The sequence below is a fragment of the Paucibacter sp. TC2R-5 genome (assembly GCF_025717605.1).
Taxonomy (GTDB): Bacteria; Pseudomonadota; Gammaproteobacteria; order Burkholderiales; family Burkholderiaceae_C; genus Paucibacter_A; species Paucibacter_A albus.
Window position 1 is genome coordinate 225,281 of sequence record NZ_JAJIRQ010000004.1, and the last position, 20,053, is coordinate 245,333.

Below are 20,053 nucleotides of genomic sequence, written 5' to 3' on the forward strand. Positions count from 1 at the left end.
AGTTGAGCATGCAACAAGCCTCCAGGCATGACGCAGCGGTTGGATTTTTCGTGCTCTTGGGCGGCGCAGCGCTGTTGTTCCTGGCGCTGAAGGCCGGCAATTTGCTGAGCCTGAACTTTGACGAAACCTATCAGGTCAGTGCCAAATTCGACAATATTGGCGGTTTGAAGAGCCGCGCCTCGGTCAAAAGCGCCGGCGTGGTGATTGGACGGGTCGAGTCGATCACCTTTGACGACAAGACGTTCCAGGCTAAGGTCTTGATCAGTCTGAACAAAAAAGTAGCCTTCCCCAAAGACAGTTCGGCGAAGATCTTGACTGCCGGCCTGCTCGGCGAGCAATACATCGGCCTAGAAGCCGGGGCGGGCGAGAAGAATTTGGGTCCAGGCGATGCGATCAAACAGACTCAATCGGCGATTGTGTTGGAAAACCTGATCGGTCAATTCTTGTACAACAAGGCCGCAGACTCGGGTTCGGCCGCGGGAGAGGCCAAGCCATGAACGTCGCGGGCTTTCCGGCTGCGCACAACTTGCCTTGGCGAGCTTTACTGCTCTGCCTTGTGTTGGTCTTGAGCGGTTGCGCCAGCTTGCGCAGTGCCCCGGGTAGCGCCGGTCAAAAGCTCGATCCCTGGGAGCCGTGGAACCGCAAGGTCTTCGCCTTCAACGAATCGGTGGATGAGAATTTGCTCAAGCCTGTGGCGACCGTCTACAGCAATATCGTGCCTGCTCCGATTCGCCAGTCGGTCGATAACTTTGTCAACAATGTGGCCGACGCTTGGACGACCGTCAACCTAGTACTGCAGTGGCGCCTGAAGGCCAGTGTTGAGCAAGGTATGCGCTTTGCGGTCAATTCGACCCTGGGTTTTGGCGGCCTGATCGACATTGCGACCGAAGTTGGCCTGGAGCGTAAAACCGAAGATTTGGGCAAGACTTTTGGCCGCTGGGGCACGGGCACCGGCGCCTATATTGTCTGGCCGCTGCTTGGCCCCTCCTCGGTGCGAGACACCTTGGCCATGCCGTTTGACTGGCAGATGTCGCCGGCCTTTTTGTTCCGCGATGGCAGTAGCAAGCTGGCGATTTACAGCCTGCAGACCATCAACGCACGGTCAAATTTTTTACGCGCCAGCGAGATGCTCGAAGGCATCGCTCTGGATAAGTACACCTTTTACCGGGACGCTTTCTTGCAGCGACGCGGCAATATCGGGACTGATGACGAGTTTGAAGTCCTGGTTCCCGAAACAAAGCCGGAGAGCAATCCGCAAGCTGGCCCCTAAGTGGTGCAAGTGAAACCAATCCTGGGCTGAGGCGTTGGATGCTTCGGCCTGTTGAAACGAAGGAACCGAATTGATGAACGCTAGCAATTTTTCTTTGACCAAACGTGTGTTCTTGGGCGCTGCCTTGGCGGCGGCCATGAGTTTGGGTGCGCCGGCGATGGCGGCCGACGCCAGTGCACCGGATCTGCTGATACGTCAGCTTTCCTTGGAGACCCTGGAGGCCGTCAAGGCCGATAAGTCGATTCAAGGCGGGGACCTGCAAAAGATCATCGCTCTGGTGGACGGCAAGGTGATGCCGCATGTGAACTTTCAGCGCATGACGGCGTCGGCAGTTGGGCGCTTTTGGCGCCAGGCCACGCCCGAGCAGCAAAAGCGCCTGCAAGATGAGTTCAAGACCTTGCTGGTGCGCACCTACGCCGGCGCCTTGACCCAGGTGAAAGATCAAACCATCGCCCTGAAGCCTTTGCGCGCAGGAGCCGACGACACCGAGGTGGTGGTGCGGACCGAGATTCGCGGCAAGGGCGACCCGATTCAGCTGGACTATCGCCTGGAAAAGGTCTCAGGCGTCTGGATGATTTTTGATGTCAATGTGCTGGGCATCTGGTTGGCCGATCAGTACCGCAATAGCTTCGCGCAGGAGATCGGTGCCAATGGCATTGACGGTTTGATCAAGACCTTGGCCGACAAGAACCAAAAGGCTTCCAGCGCGGCGGTCAAGGTCTGAATGTCGGCCCATATGCTCAAACTCCCGGCTTCGGTGCGAGTCGACGCGGCGCCCGCATTGTGGGCCGGCCTGCAGTCCAGTCTGCGGGCCGAGGCGGCTCAAATCGTCAATGGCGCCGGCGCTGAGCTCAATGTCGATGCTGGTGAGTTGCAGCAGTTCGATTCGGTCGTGTTGACGCTCTTGCTCAGCGCCGCTCGCCTTTGCAAGGAGCTTGGCGTGCAGTTGCGGGTGCTCAATGTACCGGCCAAGCTGCAAGAGCTGGCGCGTGTTTATGGCGTGGCCGAACTGCTTTGGCCCGAATCGCCTGAAGCCGGGCAGGGCGCTTAAACGTAGCGTTTGCTGCGCAGGTTCTTCTTGATCTCTTGCAGCATGGGCCGCAGGGTAGACCCCAGACGCAGCGCCACGCCGGTGGTCAGGATGTCGATCGCGATCAGGTGCAAGAGCCTCGACACCATCGGGCTGTAACGATCAAAATCCTCGGGGTGATCGACGGCCAGCAAGACCTGACCCTGGCTCAAGCCCACAGCAGCCAGCGGTGAGCCGCTGGCGGTGATGATGATGATGGTGGCGCCCTTTTTGCGCGCGATCTCGGCAGCGTCCAGCAGGTCGCGGCTGCGGCCCGAGTTGCTGATGATGACGGCGCAGTCGCCTGGCTGCAGCATGGTCGCACTCATCAATTGCACATGACCGTCGCTGCAAGCGGCGGTGTTGACGCCTAAGCGGAAGAACTTGTGCTGCGCGTCCTGCGCCACGATGCCGGAGTTGCCCACGCCGTAGAACTCGATCCGGCGCCCATTGCGGCCAGCCTCGGCCAGCGCGTTGATGGCGATCTCGAAGGCATGGCTGGCGGCGTCGTTACGGTAATGCAGCAAGGCCGCGACCGCGTTGTCGACCACCTTGACGATCAGGTCGGCCGGCTTCTCGTCCTCGTCCACCGCCCGGTGCACAAAGGGCACGCCCTCGTTGACGCTGCCGGCCAGCTTGCGCTTGAAGTCGGTCAGGCCGTCATAGCCGACACTGCGGCAAAAGCGCACCACCGTTGGCTTGGAAACATGGGCCCGGTCGGCCAACTCGCTGACCGGCAGATTGGCAAACGAGCGCGCATCGCTGAGCAATAACTTGGCGACACGCTGCTCGGCCGGCGGCAGGGCGGGCAATGCCGCCTTGACTCGCTCCAATATGCTCACTGCTCTTCCGCCCATGCAAAGCCATCTCGTGCGACCAAGGCACTGGCCGCTGCAGGGCCCCAGGATCCGGCCGAATACGGACGCGGGCCGGTGCTGTCTTGCTTCCAGGCGTCCAGAATCGGCTCGACCCAGCGCCAGGCCTGCTCTTGCTCGTCACTGCGCACGAACAGGTTCAGTCGGCCGGCGATAGCGTCCAAGAGCAAGCGCTCGTAAGCGCCGACGCGGTTGGCCGCAAAAGCCTTGTCGAAGTCCAGATCCAGTGACACTGGCGTCAATGCCTCGTTGTCGGCGCCGCCCTTGTGGGCCAGCAATTGCAACTCCAGCCCGTCTTCCGGCTGCAGCTTGATGACCAGGCGATTGGGCTGATTGGCGCCCGGGAAGATCGGGTGTGGCACCGGCCGGAAATTGATGACGATTTGCGCATCGCGCGCGGCCAGGCGCTTGCCGGTACGCAGGTAAAAGGGCACACCGGCCCAGCGCCAGTTTTGCACCTCGGTGCGCAAGGCGACAAAGGTCTCGCATTGGCTGTCGGCAGGCACTTTGGCTTCGTCCAAATAGCCGGGTACGGCCTGCCCGCCGTTGTTGCCGGCGCGGTATTGGCCGCGCACCACATCTCTGGCCACGCTTTCGACCGTGAAAGGCTTGAGCGAGCGCAGTACCTTGAGCTTTTCGTCGCGGATCGCGTCGGCGTTATTGGTCGACGGCGGCTCCATCGCGATCATGGTCAGCAACTGCAGGGCATGGTTTTGAATCATGTCGCGCAGCGCACCGGTGCCGTCATAGAAAGCGCCACGCGTGCCCACGCCCAGGCCTTCGGCCAAGGTGATCTGGATATTGGCGATGCTCTCGCGGCGCCACAGCGGCTCGAACAAAGCGTTGCCGAAACGCAGCGCCATCAGGTTTTGCACCGAAGGCTTGCCCAGGTAATGGTCGATGCGGAAGGCCTGCTCTTCGGCGAACACCGAGCGCACCACACGGTTGATCTCCTGCGCGCTGGCCAGGTCATGGCCAAGCGGCTTCTCCAACACCACGCGCACGCGCTTCTCGTTCAGGCCGGCGGCGCCGAGCTGCTCGCAGATTTGGGTGAACAGATGCGGGCTGGTGGCCAGGTAGAGCACCACCGTGTCGGCCGCGCGCTCGCCCAACCACTCCTTCAAGCGCTGGTAATGCTCGGGTTGCGACAAGTCCATGCGGCGGTAATGCAGCAGCGCGGCGAACTTCTCGAACTCTTCGTCATTTGGGCGCTTGGAGCCGTCGACTTCCCGGAAGCGCTCTTTCAGCCATTCGCGGTAACGCTCGTCACTCATCTCGTCACGGGCCACCGCCAAAATGCGGCCGCCGGCCGGCAGCTTGCCGTGGCGGAAGGCCTGGAACAGCGCCGGCATCAGCTTTCTCCAAGTGAGATCGCCGGTACCGCCGAAGAAAACGAGATCGAATGACATGAGTCAGGCCTTATCTATTGCAGCGCGCCAAGAATTTTCAGGCGGCACTTGATGTAACTAAGTTTCTAGTTTTATGATGCCGGAGTTTCTTGCAAAGGTCAATACCGAAGTCCCTAGAGGCGGTGTTCATGGGGCTATTTCTTTTTTTGATCGTGTAACTGGCGTCCTTGTCTCGCCTATTGGCGAGGTGCGAACAGCGGTTCTAATACGGTCTGGCTAGCCTTTTTGCAGAAAGACAAACAATCATGAATCAACTGGACCAACTCAAATCCCTGACCACCGTGGTGGCCGACACCGGCAACTTCTTGCAGCTGGCGCAGTTTGCGCCGCGTGACGCCACCACCAATCCGTCCTTGATCCTGAAGGCGGTGCAGTCTGCCGACTATGCGCCGCTGCTGACCGACACGGTCGCCGCCCACAAGGGTTTGGCGCTGGACGAGATCGTGGACCGGGTGCTGGTGCGCTTTGGTCTGGAGATTTTGAAGGTGGTGCCGGGCCGCGTCTCGACCGAAGTGGACGCACGCCTGAGCTTTGACAAGGTCGCCACCCTGGCACGCGCCCGCCGCATCATCGGCCTGTACGAGGCCGCCGGTATCTCGCGCGAACGCGTGCTGATCAAGATCGCCTCGACCTGGGAAGGCATTCAAGCCGCCCGCGAATTGGAGCTGGAAGGCATTCACTGCAACCTGACTCTGCTGTTCTCCTTCTGCCAGGCTGTTGCCTGCGGTGAGGCTGGTATCCAGCTGATCTCGCCTTTTGTCGGCCGAATCTACGACTGGTACAAAAAGAACGCCGGGGCGGCCTGGGACGAGGGGCAACAAGCCGGCGCCAATGACCCCGGCGTCAAGTCGGTCGCGCAGATCTTCAACTATTACAAAAAGCATGGTATCCAGACCGAAGTGATGGGTGCGAGCTTCCGCAATGTCGGCCAGATCCAGGCCTTGGCCGGCTGCGACTTGCTGACCATCAGCCCCGATTTGCTGTCCCAGTTGCAAAAGCTCGACGCCGCCTTGCCGCTGGCGCTGGACGCCGCTGCGGCCAAGCAGTTGGACTTGCCAAAAGTTTCTTTCGATGAAGCGGCGTTCCGCTTCGCCCTCAACCAGGATGCCATGGCGACAGAAAAGCTGGCCGAAGGCATCCGCCTGTTTGCTGTTGACTCGGCCAAACTGGATCAGATGATTGTGAGTTGATATGTCTTCTTCTTCGCCCGTCGCATCGCGTTGTGACCAAAGCCCCACCTGGGGCCTGCTGAAGCAGCATTTCCAAGCCGCCGGCCAGCGCTTCGATCTGCGCCAGGCCTTTGCCGCCGACGCCGGGCGTTATGCCGCCTGGATGTTGCAGGCGCCGGAGCTGTTCGCTGATTTGTCCAAGAACCGCATCGATGCCGACACCCAGGCTTTGTTGCTGCAATTGGCCAGAGACTGCGGCTTGGAGGCCAAGCGCGATGCGATGCTGGCGGGTGAGGCCATCAACCTGACCGAGGGCCGCGCGGTGCTGCACACGGCGCTGCGTGCGCCGGCAGGGCCGGAATTTTTGTTCAGCGAGGAGGTGCAAGCCTCGCTCAGCAGCATGCTGACCTTTGCCGAAAGCGTGCGGGACACGGCCAAGAGCGGCTTCACCGACGTCGTCCACATCGGCATCGGCGGCTCGGACCTGGGCCCGGCGATGGTGGTGCGGGCCTTGCAAGCCTACACGCAGCAGGGATTGAAGCTGCACTTTGTCTCCAACGTCGACGGCCATGATTTGGCGCCGGTGTTGCGCGACTTGAAGCCAGAGACGACGCTGTTCGTGATCGCCTCCAAGACCTTCACGACGCAAGAAACCTTGGCCAATGCCATGGCCGCCAAGGCCTGGTTTTTGGCCGCCGGTGGCGCCGATGTGGCGCGCCATTTCGTCGCCACCAGCAGCAACACGGCGGCGGCCGGCGCCTTCGGCATCACGACGACCTTTGGCTTTTGGGACTGGGTCGGTGGGCGTTATTCGCTCTGGTCGGTGATCGGCCTGCCGATCGCGATCGCCGTCGGTGTCGACAATTTCCGCGCCTTGCTGGCCGGCGCGCATGCGATGGATCAGCATTTCGCTCACACGCCGCTGGAGCAGAACCTGCCTGTGCAGTTGGGCTTGCTGGACATCTGGTATCGCAACTTCCACGGCTTCAGCAGCCGCAGCGTGGCGCCTTATCACCAGGGCCTGGGTCGTTTGCCGGCCTATTTGCAGCAGTTGGAGATGGAGAGCAATGGCAAGGGCGTCGACCTGGAGGGTCAGGCCTTGCCTTACGCGACCAGCCCGGTGGTCTGGGGCGAGGCCGGCACCAATGGCCAGCATGCTTACTTTCAGATGCTGCACCAAGGCACGGATGTGATTCCAGTCGAGTTCATCGCGGTCAAGACACCCAATTTCGGCGCCGAGGTGCAGGGCGAGCTGAAGACCTTGTTGCAGGACCAGCATCGCAAGCTCTTGGCCAATTGCCTGGCGCAATCGCAAGCGCTGATGCAAGGAAAGTCTTGTGATGAAGCGCTGCAGGAATCGGCGCCGACGGCATCCAAAGAGTTGGACGCCGCGACCGTGGCGCGCCACCGCAGTTTCCCCGGCAACCGGCCGAGCACGACGCTGGTGCTGGAGCGGCTAACACCCAGTTCCCTGGGTGCTTTGATTGCGCTGTACGAGCAGCGCGTGTTTGTCAGCGGTGCGCTGTGGGGTATCAACAGTTTTGATCAATGGGGTGTCGAGTTGGGCAAGGCCTTGTGCGGAGCTTTGCTGCCTCGCTTGAGCAGCGGTGACACCAGCGGCCTTGATGCCTCTACCGCTGGACTCTTGAAACACCTGACAGCATGAATATCGTCTTTGATTTTGGTGGCGTGGTGTTTCGCTGGCACCCGGCCAGCTTCTTGGCGCGGGTCTGGCCGCATCGGGTTGCTGACCTGGAACAGGGCGCTACTGTGGCGGAGCAGTTCTTCGAGAACTACGGCGGCGACTGGGGAGCGTTTGATCAGGGTTTGATTGATGCAGACACTGTCATCCAGCGGATCGCCGCGCGTACCGGATGGCCGGAGGCCGAGGTCGCGCAGGTCCTGGCTGCAGTGCCGGATGAGCTGCAATTGCAATCAGATATGGCCGCGCTGATCAACGAGCTGAAGCAGGCCGGCCATCGGCTGTTCTACTTGTCGAATATGCCCGAGCCCTATGCCGATCATCTGGAGCAAGCTCACCCGCTGCGCGAGTGGTTCGAGGCTGGTGTCTTCTCGGGTCGGGTCAAGCATTCCAAGCCGCGCACAGAGATCTTCAAGATTGCGTCGGAGCTCTTTGGCCTGGCGCCCGAAGCCTGCGTGTTTCTGGATGACCATCCGGCCAATATCGAGGCGGCTCACGCCTTGGGCTGGCAGGCCCTGCTGTTCACGACCGCCGCGCAGGCCCGGCAGGACTTGTCCGCCTTAATGCGGTAGCGAGTCGTCTTCCACCGGCGGGCTGGCCGGCACAGCGAAACTCTCGCTGGCCCAGGCGCCGAGGTCGATCTGCCGGCAGCGTTCGCTGCAAAAAGGCCGCCATAGATTGCTGGGCGCAAAAATCGAGTCGCCGCCGCAGGTCGGGCAGCGGACGATCTTGGGTGAGGGGGCGGGTGTCATCGCGATGTTGTCTGTGTTGCCGAGTGGCGCCCATGGAACCGGCTTTGCCGGGCCATCGGGCGCGCCACGGCACAGAGGCCTTGGCCGTCGCCAGGCACAGGCAGTCCACAGGACTGCTTGTGTCCGGGCAACGCCCCCTTGAGGGGGTGGCGCGAAGCGCCTACGGGGGTGGGCCAAGTCATGCGCACAGCGTCAGCTCAAAGCTGGCGTCCTGCTGGGTGGATTTGAGGCGGCCGTCTTCGTCCTGGCGCATCATACGGATCGAGATCATCAGGCGGTGCCCGCTGATCTCGGGTACTAGACCCAAGCTCGGGTCAATGCGCATGCGCAGCAGCTGGAATACCCGACCGGCGCCCAGACTTTGCTGGAATTGCCCGGCCACGGCCGCCACCTTGTGCGGTGTGCCGGAGTCACGCAGCAGGCCCAAGAGCACTTGCAGCGCTTCGGCAAGAGGCATCAGGCTCTGCGTCCACAGCATCAGGTCGTTACGCCGGCGCACCGGCAAGAACTGCTGCCAAGTGTAGTAGGCCGGCAGATCGAATTCGCAAGTGCCGCCGGGAATGCTGATGCGGCTGCGAATGCTCATCAGCCATTCATTCGTGCTCAGGCAGGCGCCGGCCTTGCCGACCAGTTGATTCAAGCCTGCATAGGCCTTGTCGATGCGGGCGATCACGTCGTCCAGCAGCCCTTCGGCAACGCCGGGGTTGCCTCGATAGCCATTGAGCTGGGTTTTGTGACGCTCCAGCTCCTTGAGCAGATCTGACTTCAGATCGGCCCGCGAGGCCACATCGATGATCTCGAACATCGTGACCAGGGCGAAGTGGTGATCGAGCGGAGTTTCGCGCGCCATCAGCTGACCGAGGCGGTCGAACAGATGCTCCAGACGCAGCATCGTGCGGATGCTTTCGTTGAATGGGTACTCGTATAGGACCAAGGCGGTCATCCCTATCGATCAGCTTGAGGTCATGGTGCCGTGCACGCTGCACAGCTAACCCGCTAATTGTTTCACAGGCCGGGCAGCCTTAGCCAACAATGTCACGCTGGCTCGCGGTTATTTAGCAGGGTGCCAACGGTCGGCCAGGTGCAGGACTTGCGCTTTGAGGGCCGCGAGGCTCAGCCCCTCGTTGTAGATGATGGCATCCGCACTGGCGCGTCGCTGTGCTCGGCTGGCTTGGGCCGCGAGCACAGCTGCGGCCGCAGCAAGCGTCCAGCCCGGGCGAGCAGCGACCCTGTCCAATTGCGTCTGCTCTGTACAGTCGACCACCAGCACCCGCGCAACGCGATGGCGCCAACGGCCGGATTCGACCAATAAAGGCACATCAAAGATGATCAACCGGGCGCCGGCCTGCTCGGCTGCCGCGCTCTCGGCCAGAGTCTGCGCGCCGATCAGCGGATGCAAAACAGCCTCCAAGCGCTGCTTTGCGCTGGGGTCTGAAAAGGCCAAATCACGCATGGCGACCCGGTTCAGGGCGCCCTCTGTAGTCAGCATCGCGGGGCCAAATTCGGTGGCGATGGCCGGCATGGCCGCTCCCCCCGGTCCGCTGAGCTGACGCGCTATCGCATCGGTGTCGATCACGGCCGCGCCGGCCTCACGCAAGAAATTCGCAACCGTGCTTTTGCCGCTGCCTATGCCGCCGGTCAAACCGATTTTCATGCCCAGCCAAGCCACCCGAGTACGCGTGGGGCACCGGCAAAAAGCACCACAAAACCGCCGCCGGCCAAGAAGGGGCCGAAGGGCACATAGCGGCCTTCACGCAGATTGGCATTCATCTTCATGCCAATGCCGACGATGGCGCCAATCACCGAGGCGCCCAACACAATCGGCAGCACCATCTGCCAGCCGAGCCAAGCACCTAAGGCCGCCAGCAATTTGAAGTCGCCATAACCCATGCCCTCTTTGCCGGTGGCCAGCTTGAACAGCCAATAGACCGACCACAAAGACAGATAACCGACCAAGGCACCTGTCAGCGCATCGCCCAAAGGAATGGTCAGGCCCAGCAGCGACGCGGCCAGACCTGCCCAAAGCAGCGGCTGATTGAGGGAGTCGGGTAGGAGTGTGGTGTCCCAATCGATCGCAGCCAAGGCCAATAAAGTGGCGCCGAAGCCGCACCAAAGCAGTGTGCTGGGCTGTGCACCAAAACGCCAGGACAGGGCGGCAAAGAGCAGGCCGCAGCTCAGCTCAATCAAGGGGTAGCGGGCGGAGATGGGGGCCTTGCAGGCCGAGCATTTACCACCCAGCCGCAGCCAGCCAAGCAAGGGTAAGTTTTCATGCCAAGCCAGTTGATGGCCGCATTTGGGGCAGCGCGAGCGGGGCAGGGCTATGCCCAATGTCGGCAGCTTGCCCAGCCGTTCGCTCAAAGCGTTAGCGGCGCCGGCGAGCTTTTCGGCCTCCGGCTTGGGCAGGCCGCTGGCACGGCTGAGTTCAGCCGCATCGCCCAATTGGGCGGCGGCATCCGCCAGCCACTGCCGCTCAAGAATCAGCGGTGTGCGGTGGATCAACACATTGAGAAAGCTGCCTATGCACAGGCCGAGCAGACCCAGGACCCAGGGCGAAAGCAGGAATTCGTAGTCTTGCATGAGTGGATTAAACGACTTGTCCGAGTTTGAAAATAGGCAGATACATGGCCACCACAATGCCGCCGATGATGGTGCCCAGAATCACGATGATGAAGGGCTCCATCAAGCTGGCCAGCGCATTGACGGCCTCATCAACCTCGTCCTCAAAGAACTCGGCCGACTTGGCCAGCATATGGTCGAGCGAGCCCGACTCTTCGCCGATGGCGGCCATCTGCAAGACCATGCTGGGGAAGATGCCGGTGGCCTGCATCGAGGTGGTCAAGGCAGTGCCGGTCGACACGTCGCGTTGAATCTTCTCGGTTGCTTCCGAAAAAACGGCATTGCCGGCCGCACCGCCGACCGAGTCCAGCGCCTCCACCAGCGGCACACCGGCGGCAAACATGGTGGACAGCGTGCGGGTCCAGCGTGCCACCGCCGATTTGTAGAGCAGATCGCCAAACACGGGGATTTTCAACAAGATGCGGTCCATGGTGGCCTGCATCTTGACCGAGCGCTTCCAGGACTGGAAGAAGAAATAGAGCCCGCCGCCGAGCCCGCCAAAAATCGCCCACCAGTAGGAGACGAAAAACTCAGACATGGCGATAACAACCAAGGTCGGAGTGGGCAAGGTGGCACCAAATGAGTTGAAAACGTCCTTGAAGGCCGGCACCACGAAGATCATGATCACGGCCACCACCACAAATGCCACCGACAAGACGGCGATTGGGTAGGTCAGCGCCGACTTGATCTTGTTTTTGAGCGCCATGGTTTTTTCTTGATAGACCGCCAAGCGGTCCAGCAGCGACTCCAAGATGCCGGCCGCCTCGCCGGCTTCGACCAAATTGCAATACAGCGCATCAAAATACAGCGGGTGCTTGCGCAAGGCGGTCGACAAACTGGTGCCGGTTTCCACGTCTTGGCGGATGTCGCTCAACAGGCGGGTGAGTTGCGGGTTGGTGCTGCCGCGCCCGACGATCTCGAATGACTGCAAGAGCGGCACGCCGGCCCGCATCATGGTGGCGAGTTGACGGGTGAAGATGGCGATGTCTTTTTGCTTGATCGCTTTGCCGCCGCTGGTTCGGCGTTTTTTGACCTTGCTGACCAAGATGCCTTGGCGGCGCAGCGTGGCGCTGACCATGGCCTCGCCGCCGGCGCGGATCTCGCCCCGCACAACTTTGCCGTTACGGTCCTTGCCTTCCCACTCGAAAGTGGCTTCGTTAACCGGTTTGGGTTTTGTCGCCATATCCATCCACTCCCGGATTCAATTTATTCATTGGTGGCCGCCAAGACCTCTTCCAGCGTGGTCACGCCCAGCTTGACCTTGACCAAGCCGAACTGGCGCAGGTCGCGCACGCCCTCGGACCGGGCCTGCACCGCGATATCCATGGCCGAGCCTTCGGCCAGGATGATGCGCTGAATCGGCTCAGAAATTGGCATCACTTGGTAAAGTCCCACCCGTCCCCGGTAACCGCTGTTACAACTTGAACAACCGACCGCACGGTATTGCTTCCAACTGCCGTCCAGTTCTTCTTCCAGAAAGCCCGCCCGCAGCAAAGCCTCACGCGGATATTCGGCCGGCGCCTTGCAGTTTTCACAGAGCCGGCGCACCAGACGTTGCGCAGTAATCAGCAGCACGCTGGAGGCGATATTGAAAGGTGCCACGCCCATATTCAAGAGCCGGGTCAGCGTCTTTGGTGCGTCATTGGTGTGCAGAGTCGACATCACCATATGACCGGTTTGTGCGGCCTTGATGGCAATGTCGGCGGTCTCCAGGTCCCGAATCTCGCCCACCATGATGATGTCCGGGTCCTGGCGCAGAAATGACTTCAGCGCGGCCGAAAAGCTCAAACCCGCCTTGTCGTTGACATTGACCTGGTTGATGCCGGGCAAGTTGATTTCGGCCGGGTCTTCGACGGTCGAGATATTGACGCCCGGTTGATTGAGGATGTTCAAGCAGGTGTATAGCGACACCGTTTTGCCGGAGCCGGTAGGTCCCGTCACCAACACCATGCCGTAGGGGCGCGAGATGCAGGCGAGCAAGCGCTCCTTCTCGATCTTCTCGTAGCCCAGCGCTTCAATACCTAACTTTGCAGATGAAGGGTCCAAAATCCGGATCACGATTTTCTCGCCGAACAGCGTCGGCAGCGTGCTGATGCGGAAGTCGATCGACTTGGCGCCGAACTTCAGCTTCATTCGGCCGTCTTGCGGCACCCGGCGTTCGGCAATGTCCAGCCTTGAAAGCACCTTGATGCGCGAGGCCAGCTTGTCCTTGATGGCGATAGGCGGCTGGGTAATTTCGCGCAGCTCGCCGTCGACCCGAAAGCGCACACGGTAGTGATACTCGTAGGGCTCGAAGTGCAAGTCCGAGGCGCGCATATTGATCGCGTCGACCAGCATCTTCTGCAGAAAGCGCACGACCGGCGCATCTTCCACATCGCCGAGTTCGGCGGCCTCTGGCGCTGGACTGGCTTCGCCCTCATCGATGTCGAAATCAAAGTCGCCGCCGGCCATGGACTCCAGCGTCTCGCTCGCAGTGCTGCTCGAGCCGGCCAGCATCTTGGCCAGCTTGTCATGCTCGACAATGATCCATTCTGGTGCTAACTGGGTGGCAAACTTGATGCGCTCCACCACTTCCTGATCGGTCGGGTCTGCGCCGCCGATGAAGAGCCGGCTGCCGCGCCGGCCCAGCACCACCACCTGATATTGCAAGGCCAGCTTGCTGTCGATGATGTTGTGCGGCATGCGCTGCGCATCCATCGCATTCAGATCGAGCAGCGGCAAGGCCAGCGCCGTCGACAGTGTGTGCGCCAAGTCGCTGGATGACACCACGCCGGCCGCGATCACCGAGTTGACGAAGCTGATCTTTTTCTCGCGTGCTTGGCGGGCCAAGTCCTCGGCCACCTTGGGCGCCAGCTTGCCCGCATGTACCAACATGCGTGCCACGCCCGAGAGGGCTGACTGGGGCGGTTCGGCCAAGGTGGCATCCATGGGAAGGGGGCTTCAGTCTAAAAATGTTTGCATTTCACACTGTAAACCGCCAGGCAGCGGCGCGCAGCATGTCGAGTGTGTCTAAGCTCACGATTAGGCCAGCACATCTTGAGTCATGGACGCCAGAACAACAAGGGTTTAGCCCGGTTGGAGCGTCGATTGAGGCGGGCTGAGCTCGGCCTGACTGATCGGCAGCAACACGCGCACCGTGCTGCCTAGCCCCGGCTCGCTGGTGATTTTCAGTTCTCCGCCTTGCAAGTCGAGGATGTCTTTGACGATGCTCATGCCCAGCCCGGCGCCCAAGACCGTGCCGGATTTGTCGGCGCGGTAAAAGCGCTCGGTGATGTGCGAGAGCTGCTCGGCGCTCATGCCGATGCCGTGATCCTGCACCTCGATGCAAACCTGTGTGGCCGTGGAGCCCAGCATGCGCAACTGCACCGCGCCACCGGCGGGAGAATATTTGTAAGCGTTCGAGAGCAGGTTGCGCAACACATGCAGCACGCTGTTGGCGTCGATCTTGACGAAGCAGGGAGCCGCAGCCAGGTCGAGCTCCACCGCGGCCCGGCCCTCGGGCACTTCGAACTGTTCCACCGCCTGTGCCAGCACCGCACCGAGTTCGACTCGCTGCAAGTTGAGGTCCTTGTCGCCGCGCGCCTCCATACGCGCCAGGTCGAGCAAGTCATTGATGATGGCCACCATCACCTGGCTTTGGCTGTAGATCTTCTTCAGGAACTGCTTTTGCCGCTCAGGCGCCATATCGCGCGAAATCAGCAGCTCGCTGAAGCCGTAAATGCTCGCCATCGGCGTGCGCAACTCATGCGCAGCGGTATGCAGGAACTCGCTTTTCATTCTGTCGACCTCGACCTGGTGGCTGACGTCGCGCAGCTGCAAGACCTGTGCGATCTCGATGCTTTGGCCTTGGCGCAAGGTCAGCTCCAGCACCCTGTGCGTGGGCCGTTCGAGTTCGATCAAATGGCTGGCCTCATGGAGCTGGGCCATGCTCACGCTGGCGGCAGTCTCAGCCCCTTGCTGCGCCAGCAAGGCCAGCAAAGCGTCGGCGCCCAGGCCCAGCACGGCGGCGCTGCTCAGGCCGGTCAGCGTGTTGAAGGCCGGGCTGATGTAGCGCACCATGTGCTGCGCATCGAAGGACACAAAGCCGTCCGGGCTGAGCGCAAAGATGGCGGCCAGTTGCTCGCTGCGCAGGCGCATCTCGGTTTCGGCCTGTTTTTGCCGGCTGATGTCGGTATGGATGGCCACAAAGCGTTCAACTTGACCGCTGGCGTCGAGAAATGGTGCGATGGTGGTTTTGACCCAGTAGGCCTGCCCTTGTTTATTCAAATGACCCAGCTCGCCCGACCAGAGCTTGCCCCGAAAGATCTGCCCGCGTGCTTCGTTCAAGGTCGCCAGTGACTCCGGCAGGGTGGCCACCATATCGAAGCGCTCACCCAGCAACTCATCTCTGCGGTATCCGCTGACCAGGCAAAACTCGTCATTGGCATAGGTGAACAAGCCCTTGGCGTCGGCGCTGGAGACCAGCGAGTGGTGCTTGAGGGTGTCGAGCAAAAACTGGTGTTCGCGCAGCGCGGCTTCGGCCTCGGTGTTGGCCTGGCGAAAACCGGCCGTCATTTCGTCGGCGATGAACAAGGCGCGGGCGCGGCCGATACCAAACAACCACAGCACCATCACGCTCATCATGCTCAGGGCGACCCCGCCCACGCCGGCCCAAAAAGGCTTGCCTTCGATCACCAAGGCGTCAAATTGATGGGTGCTGGTCAGCAGCAAGGTCAGCGGCTGCCCGCCAACGAAAATGGTCTGCGAGACTTGGAACATATGCTCTTGCTGGTCGGCGCCCGAGGCCGGGCCTGGTGCTTCCCGGGGTCGCTCGCCGTCAAGTTCAAACAGCAAGGCCGCAGGCACTGTGTTGCTGCCTTCGAACAACTTGAAGCTCAGCAGGCCTTGCGTGTTGTGGCCGATATCGGCGAGCAGTTCGCTCAGCTTGATCGGCGCATAGAGCAGGCCGGCGCTGGCAGCTAGGCGCTGCGGCTCGGTGCTCAGGTCGGCTCCGATGTGATGCAAGGGCAAAAGAAACAAAAAGTCCGAGGATCGGATGCTGCTTTGCGGGTTGGGGATGGGCTTGAGAAAAGGTGTCAACGTAGCTTGCCCGCTGCGCAGCGCGCGCTCGGCGGCGGCGCGGCGCACCGGCTCGGCGCCAAGATCGAAGCCCAGCGCGGGCAAGTTGTTCTCCAGCGGTTCGATGTATTTGACGATGAAGAGATCGGCGGCGTCACCGGACGTTGAGAGCTTGAGCTCATGTGTGCGTGTTTGTTCACGCTGCAAGAAGTTCTCCAACTCGTCCCGCTCGACTCGCTCGATGAAGCCGAAGCCGCGCACACCTGGGAAGTCCCGCAGCATATTGCGGGCCACCACATAACGCCTGAATTCATCTTCATAAAACTGCAGCCGAGCCTCGAACAGGGCGGCCAGCCCACGCAAGCCCTTGGCGGGCAGATCAAAGCGCAGCTTGACATCACCGGCCAGCAGCTCCACCAGGTGATCGAAGCGTGCTTGCGCGGTGCTTTTGACGCTTTCAATCTGGTAATGCACCAGGCCTGCGCTCAGCGTCAGGCCCAGCGCGAAGACGGCGCAGCAATTCAAAATCAGCGGGCGCAGGCGTCGGCCTACCCGCTCCGTCATGCTTTGCCTGGCCAGCCGAATGCCGCGCCATACCATCAAGGCGCAAACCGGCAATGTGTAGAGCAGCAGCTCCGCCCAAACGCCCAGCTCCCAACGCTGCTCCTCCAGGGCTGACCTGAGCCAGAGTCGCTGCAGCACATAGGCCAGCAAGAACAAGCCGGCCACTTCCAGCAAGACGCGCAGCGGGTAGGCCCTGCTATGAAGCCACTGCAAGCCCTGGCGCATCACGTGCCCTCTGTGAGCGAGGCATCCAGCCTTGGCAAGCTCAGGCGCACCGTGGTGCCTTGGCCGGGTTCGCTGCTCAAGCTCATCTGGCCGCCAAGCAGGTCAATGATTTCTTTGACGATGCTCATGCCCAGCCCGGTGCCGAGTACGGTGCCGGACTTATCGGCGCGGTAGAAGCGCTCGCTGACATGCGACAGCTCCTCCGGCGTCATGCCTATGCCTTGATCCTGCACTTCGATGCAGACGCACCTGCTGTCTTCGGCCGGGTCGGCAAACACCTGCACCCTGACTTCGCCGCCATCGGGTGAGTATTTGTAGGCGTTGGAGAGCAAATTGCGCAGCACCTGCTGCAGCTTCTTGCGGTCCACATGGACCTGGACCTGTGGCAAAGCGAAATTCAGCAGCGGCGCGTTGCGCTCGGCCGGCGGCGGGTAGTCCTGCACCACCTCATCCACCAAGCTGTTGAGCTCGCAGCGCTCAAGTTCGAAGTCCTTGCCTCGGCGCGCTTCGATGCGGGCCAGATCGAGCAACTCATTGAGGATGGCGATCATCGCTTCGCATTGACGGTAAATGCGCGCGAGCATCAGCTTTTGCTTCTCGGGCGACACCTCGCGCGTCATCAACAGTTCGGTGAAGCCGTAGATGCTGGCCATCGGCGTGCGCAACTCATGCGCGGCGGTGGACAAGAACTCGCTCTTCATCTGTTCAACTTCGACCTGATGGGTGACATCGCTCAGGTGCAGCAGCTGAGAGACGTTTTTTTCTTGCCCCTCGACCTGGTTTTCCCCCGGCCTGCCTTCATGCAGGCTCAACTCCAGCACCCGACGGGTCGGCCGCTCCAGTTCGATGCGCTGCTTGCCCTGGCGCAGCTGAGAAAACTCCAGTCGCAGCGCGCTTGGCGGGCAGTTGGCCGTCATTTGCTGCATCAGCTCATCTTCGTGCAGGCCCAGCCCGGTTCCGGCTGCGAGCCCGGCCAAACGTGCGAAAGCGGGGCTGATGTAACGCGTCACCCGATCGGCATCGAAGGACACAAAGCCGTCCGGGCTGAGCGCAAAAATGGTCGCGAGTTGCTCGCCCCGCTCGCGCAGGCTGGCCAGCAGGGTCTGCACCAACTGCAGGACGGCGCTGATGTCGTCGCTGCTGCTGCTGCTCTGCGTGCCGCTGGCGGGCGCCTGCAACATGCTGCGCAAGGTCTGCAAAGCACTGGCTCGCTCGCTCAACTCGCTCTGCAGGCGGTCCTCGAGCGCTTGTTGCTCGGTGATGTCCCGGAATGCCAGCACATAGCCGGCCACCTGGCCGTCTGCACCGCTGATCAAAGACACGCTCAGATCCAGCACCTTGAAGCGGCCCATGGCCTGTGTCTTGGTTGGAGCAATGGCTTGCGCGTGGGCGGGGCGCACGCGCACAGTCCAGCTCTTGGCTGTGCCCGAATCGCGTGGCAGCTCGGCAGGCAACTCGGGCACCAAGCTTTGAATCAATTGCCCCAATAGAGCCGCTTGCGTGCGCCCCAGCATCTCGGCCAAGACCGGGTTGGCCAGCATGATCAGCCCCGCTGCGTCGGTGGTGGCGATGCCGTCGCCGATGGCCGCCAAGGTGACGGCCGCCCGCTCACGCTCCAACTGCAAGGAGTGCGCCGCTTGATTCAGCACCTCAAAGGTTTTGCGGAACTCCAGCGGCGCATCCTCCGACAGCATCGGGCTCAGGACCCCGCCCGCCACCTGCATCTGCTCACCAAAGGCCTGAATTTGGCCCAAATTCCCTAACCAGTGTTTCAGGGGCCACCAGACCAGGCCCAGGCTGGCCAGCAGGCTCAGGCCCGCCAAGCTCAGGGCGAAGATCGTCTGCTGCCAAAAATCGCTGGCGATCTGCTCGCTGTTGAAGTGCAGGCGCAGCACGCCATAGTCCTTGCCACCCGCAGCGATGGTGAGGTTGAGGTCACCGAGTTGCTCGTCGATGTCATGCTCCAACCAGAGCGGAGCCCGCGAGCGAGGCGTCGCATGGGCGCGCCGCTCGATGCGCCCGCCCTTCAGGTCGATGAAGAGCGCGGCGCCGATGTCGGCATGTTTGGCGCTGCGCTCCAGAGCTCGCTCAATCGTCTCGTAGTCTCCGATCACGGCCGAATCGCTGACCACGGGCCCGAGCAGGCTGATCAGGGTATCGGCCGAATCTTGTGCGCTGTTGATGCTGTTGCTATAGCTGCGGGAGGCATACCAGCCCATCGCCCCGCCCATGAAGATCAGCATCGAGATCAAATAAAGCAGGAACACCCGCCCGATCAAACTGGACGGTAGCAAACGGCTGAGCAGCATGGCGGAGGATCAAGCCTGGAGGATGCCTTGCCTAGCGCAACTGCGCCGGGGCCGTTTGGTAGAACTTGCGATAAGGCGCGTACTCGCTGCCATCGGAGTTGATGAAGTAGGCCTCTTGGGTCAGACCAATATGCTTGGAGACTTCTTGCAAAATGGCCTGGCCTTTGGGGTCTTTGTGCATGCCGGCGAAGGCCTTGGCCACGGCCTGAACGTCTTTTTCCGGCACCTTGGCCGCAGCCATCAAAGCCAGGTCGTGCAAAGGCTCCGAGCTCCACAGCACCCGAAACTTCTTGCCCTCGCGGCGGGCGTAGTTCTCGGCCAGCTGAGAGTTGACGCCGGCTGCTGCGACCCGGCCGCTGAAGAGCTGGGCCAAGGCGCTGTCGGTATTGCCGGCAAACACAACCTTGGCATCGACTTTTTGGTTCAAGAGCTGGGCGTAAGGCACTTTGTAGGACACAAATGCCTCGGGGCCGGGGTAGACCACGTCTTTGCCGCCGAGCTGGGTCAGGTCGGTGATGGTGGACTCGGCCGGCACGATCAGCTGGCCGTGGATGGGCGGCGTCAAGCGGCGCCCGAAGACCTTCCAGCCGAGCTTGTCGCGTTCCGGGCTGAACAGATGGTTGCTGAATACAAACTCCACCTCTTGGGCCAGCACATAGGCGGTGGTGTCGGCCGAAGTGCGGCCGATTTTGAGCACCAGCTTGACGCCGCTCTTTTCCGACACATAGGCGACGATGGGGTTCCAGTAGTCTGCCGACAAGGCGATGCTGGCTTGATTGACCGGCGAGAAGCGGTAGGCCTGCTCTTCGGCGGCCTGCGCTGTCAAGCCGCACAAGGGCAGGGCCAAGCCGATTGCCAGCTTCATTGCCAAGCGCTTGGCGGCGGAAAAAACAGGGTTGGTCTTCATGCGACTTGGCTCCGGTCGGATTCTTTTGAGAAGGCGCGCAAGCTGCGCAGCCATGCGCGGCACGCTCCAGGTATACCCATGGCTTTCGGCCTCACTCGGTGCAAACTTTAGCCGGGCGAAAAGAGCTT

The 20,053-nt window shown here is 61.4% G+C and carries 18 protein-coding genes; 7 read left to right on the forward strand and 11 right to left on the reverse strand.

The window, feature by feature from the left end; translation table 11 throughout:
* Positions 1-8: 8 nt before the first annotated feature.
* From mlaD to LNV08_RS11025, 4 genes are all read left to right on the forward strand, one after another.
* Positions 9-497, forward strand: a complete 489-nt coding sequence (gene mlaD, locus LNV08_RS11010) for an outer membrane lipid asymmetry maintenance protein MlaD (RefSeq protein WP_263533751.1) — start codon at positions 9-11, stop codon at positions 495-497.
* Positions 494-1,270 (forward strand): VacJ family lipoprotein, encoded by a 777-nt coding sequence (locus LNV08_RS11015; RefSeq protein WP_263533752.1) that lies wholly within the window; start codon positions 494-496, stop codon positions 1,268-1,270. Before mlaD ends, LNV08_RS11015 begins: the two co-directional genes overlap by 4 nt.
* Positions 1,271-1,343: 73 nt before the next feature.
* The gene (locus tag LNV08_RS11020) at positions 1,344-1,994 is read left to right on the forward strand and encodes a phospholipid-binding protein MlaC (protein WP_263533753.1); all 651 of its coding nucleotides are present in this window, start codon (positions 1,344-1,346) and stop codon (positions 1,992-1,994) included.
* A gap of 12 nt (positions 1,995-2,006) precedes the next feature.
* A complete protein-coding gene (locus LNV08_RS11025; protein ID WP_263533754.1) occupies positions 2,007-2,321 on the forward strand; it encodes a lipid asymmetry maintenance protein MlaB in 315 nt (104 codons plus the stop codon).
* Here LNV08_RS11025 and LNV08_RS11030 read toward each other — a convergent pair.
* Positions 2,318-3,175, reverse strand: a complete 858-nt coding sequence (locus tag LNV08_RS11030; protein WP_263534075.1) for a MurR/RpiR family transcriptional regulator — start codon at positions 3,173-3,175, stop codon at positions 2,318-2,320. The genes LNV08_RS11025 and LNV08_RS11030 overlap by 4 nt on opposite strands.
* Before the next feature lie 2 nt (positions 3,176-3,177).
* Positions 3,178-4,623, reverse strand: coding sequence for a glucose-6-phosphate dehydrogenase (gene zwf / locus LNV08_RS11035; RefSeq protein ID WP_263533755.1), 1,446 nt, complete (start codon positions 4,621-4,623; stop codon positions 3,178-3,180).
* A 245-nt stretch (positions 4,624-4,868) separates the two neighbouring features.
* Between zwf and tal the strand changes: the two genes are divergently transcribed.
* Genes tal through LNV08_RS11050 form a run of 3 tightly spaced genes read left to right on the forward strand, consistent with a single transcriptional unit; the run spans position 4,869 to position 8,066 of the window.
* On the forward strand, positions 4,869-5,813 hold the full coding sequence (gene tal / locus LNV08_RS11040) for a transaldolase (RefSeq protein ID WP_318014115.1): 945 nt from the start codon (positions 4,869-4,871) through the stop codon (positions 5,811-5,813).
* 1 nt (position 5,814) lies between these two features.
* Positions 5,815-7,458: a glucose-6-phosphate isomerase gene (gene pgi, locus LNV08_RS11045; protein ID WP_263533756.1), complete on the forward strand. Its 1,644-nt coding sequence runs from the start codon at positions 5,815-5,817 to the stop codon at positions 7,456-7,458.
* The gene (locus tag LNV08_RS11050) at positions 7,455-8,066 is read left to right on the forward strand and encodes an HAD family hydrolase (protein ID WP_263533757.1); all 612 of its coding nucleotides are present in this window, start codon (positions 7,455-7,457) and stop codon (positions 8,064-8,066) included. Before pgi ends, LNV08_RS11050 begins: the two co-directional genes overlap by 4 nt.
* On the opposite strand, the gene LNV08_RS11055 is transcribed toward LNV08_RS11050, so the two are convergent.
* The 9 genes from LNV08_RS11055 to LNV08_RS11095 form a co-directional block, all read right to left on the reverse strand.
* Positions 8,055-8,246: a DNA gyrase inhibitor YacG gene (locus LNV08_RS11055; protein ID WP_263533758.1), complete on the reverse strand. Its 192-nt coding sequence runs from the start codon at positions 8,244-8,246 to the stop codon at positions 8,055-8,057. The genes LNV08_RS11050 and LNV08_RS11055 overlap by 12 nt on opposite strands.
* 178 nt (positions 8,247-8,424) lie before the next feature.
* Positions 8,425-9,180, reverse strand: a complete 756-nt coding sequence (gene zapD, locus LNV08_RS11060) for a cell division protein ZapD (RefSeq protein ID WP_263534077.1) — start codon at positions 9,178-9,180, stop codon at positions 8,425-8,427.
* 117 nt (positions 9,181-9,297) lie between these two features.
* Positions 9,298-9,900, reverse strand: coding sequence for a dephospho-CoA kinase (coaE, locus tag LNV08_RS11065; protein WP_263533759.1), 603 nt, complete (start codon positions 9,898-9,900; stop codon positions 9,298-9,300).
* Entirely contained in the window at positions 9,897-10,823 is a 927-nt protein-coding gene (locus tag LNV08_RS11070; RefSeq protein WP_263533760.1) for a prepilin peptidase, read from the reverse strand. The genes coaE and LNV08_RS11070 overlap by 4 nt, the downstream gene beginning before the upstream one ends.
* Before the next feature lie 7 nt (positions 10,824-10,830).
* The gene (locus LNV08_RS11075; RefSeq protein ID WP_263533761.1) at positions 10,831-12,045 is read right to left on the reverse strand and encodes a type II secretion system F family protein; all 1,215 of its coding nucleotides are present in this window, start codon (positions 12,043-12,045) and stop codon (positions 10,831-10,833) included.
* Between the two features lie 23 nt (positions 12,046-12,068).
* Positions 12,069-13,790, reverse strand: coding sequence for a type IV-A pilus assembly ATPase PilB (gene pilB / locus LNV08_RS11080; RefSeq protein ID WP_263533762.1), 1,722 nt, complete (start codon positions 13,788-13,790; stop codon positions 12,069-12,071).
* A gap of 138 nt (positions 13,791-13,928) precedes the next feature.
* Positions 13,929-16,709, reverse strand: coding sequence for a CHASE domain-containing protein (locus LNV08_RS11085; RefSeq protein ID WP_263533763.1), 2,781 nt, complete (start codon positions 16,707-16,709; stop codon positions 13,929-13,931).
* Entirely contained in the window at positions 16,709-19,018 is a 2,310-nt protein-coding gene (locus tag LNV08_RS11090; protein ID WP_263533764.1) for an ATP-binding protein, read from the reverse strand. Before LNV08_RS11090 ends, LNV08_RS11085 begins: the two co-directional genes overlap by 1 nt.
* Positions 19,019-19,049: 31 nt before the next feature.
* Complete coding sequence (locus LNV08_RS11095; RefSeq protein ID WP_263533765.1) at positions 19,050-19,925, reverse strand: phosphate/phosphite/phosphonate ABC transporter substrate-binding protein; 876 nt, start codon at positions 19,923-19,925, stop codon at positions 19,050-19,052.
* Positions 19,926-20,053: the final 128 nt, after the last annotated feature.

Excerpts from the sequence above, each read along its gene's own strand:
- LNV08_RS11085 (WP_263533763.1), bottom strand. The coding sequence starts at position 16,709 with ATGCGCCAGGGCTTGCAGTGGCTTCATAGCAGGGCCTACCCGCTGCGC.
- LNV08_RS11015 (WP_263533752.1), top strand. The coding sequence starts at position 494 with ATGAACGTCGCGGGCTTTCCGGCTGCGCACAACTTGCCTTGGCGAGCT.
- coaE (WP_263533759.1), bottom strand. The coding sequence starts at position 9,900 with ATGAAAATCGGTTTGACCGGCGGCATAGGCAGCGGCAAAAGCACGGTT.
- LNV08_RS11075 (WP_263533761.1), bottom strand. The coding sequence starts at position 12,045 with ATGGCGACAAAACCCAAACCGGTTAACGAAGCCACTTTCGAGTGGGAA.
- tal (WP_318014115.1), top strand. The coding sequence starts at position 4,869 with ATGAATCAACTGGACCAACTCAAATCCCTGACCACCGTGGTGGCCGAC.
- zwf (WP_263533755.1), bottom strand. The coding sequence starts at position 4,623 with ATGTCATTCGATCTCGTTTTCTTCGGCGGTACCGGCGATCTCACTTGG.
- LNV08_RS11050 (WP_263533757.1), top strand. The coding sequence starts at position 7,455 with ATGAATATCGTCTTTGATTTTGGTGGCGTGGTGTTTCGCTGGCACCCG.
- LNV08_RS11070 (WP_263533760.1), bottom strand. The coding sequence starts at position 10,823 with ATGCAAGACTACGAATTCCTGCTTTCGCCCTGGGTCCTGGGTCTGCTC.
- LNV08_RS11020 (WP_263533753.1), top strand. The coding sequence starts at position 1,344 with ATGAACGCTAGCAATTTTTCTTTGACCAAACGTGTGTTCTTGGGCGCT.
- mlaD (WP_263533751.1), top strand. The coding sequence starts at position 9 with ATGCAACAAGCCTCCAGGCATGACGCAGCGGTTGGATTTTTCGTGCTC.
- LNV08_RS11090 (WP_263533764.1), bottom strand. The coding sequence starts at position 19,018 with ATGCTGCTCAGCCGTTTGCTACCGTCCAGTTTGATCGGGCGGGTGTTC.
- pgi (WP_263533756.1), top strand. The coding sequence starts at position 5,815 with ATGTCTTCTTCTTCGCCCGTCGCATCGCGTTGTGACCAAAGCCCCACC.
- pilB (WP_263533762.1), bottom strand. The coding sequence starts at position 13,790 with ATGGATGCCACCTTGGCCGAACCGCCCCAGTCAGCCCTCTCGGGCGTG.
- LNV08_RS11095 (WP_263533765.1), bottom strand. The coding sequence starts at position 19,925 with ATGAAGACCAACCCTGTTTTTTCCGCCGCCAAGCGCTTGGCAATGAAG.
- LNV08_RS11055 (WP_263533758.1), bottom strand. The coding sequence starts at position 8,246 with ATGACACCCGCCCCCTCACCCAAGATCGTCCGCTGCCCGACCTGCGGC.
- LNV08_RS11025 (WP_263533754.1), top strand. The coding sequence starts at position 2,007 with ATGCTCAAACTCCCGGCTTCGGTGCGAGTCGACGCGGCGCCCGCATTG.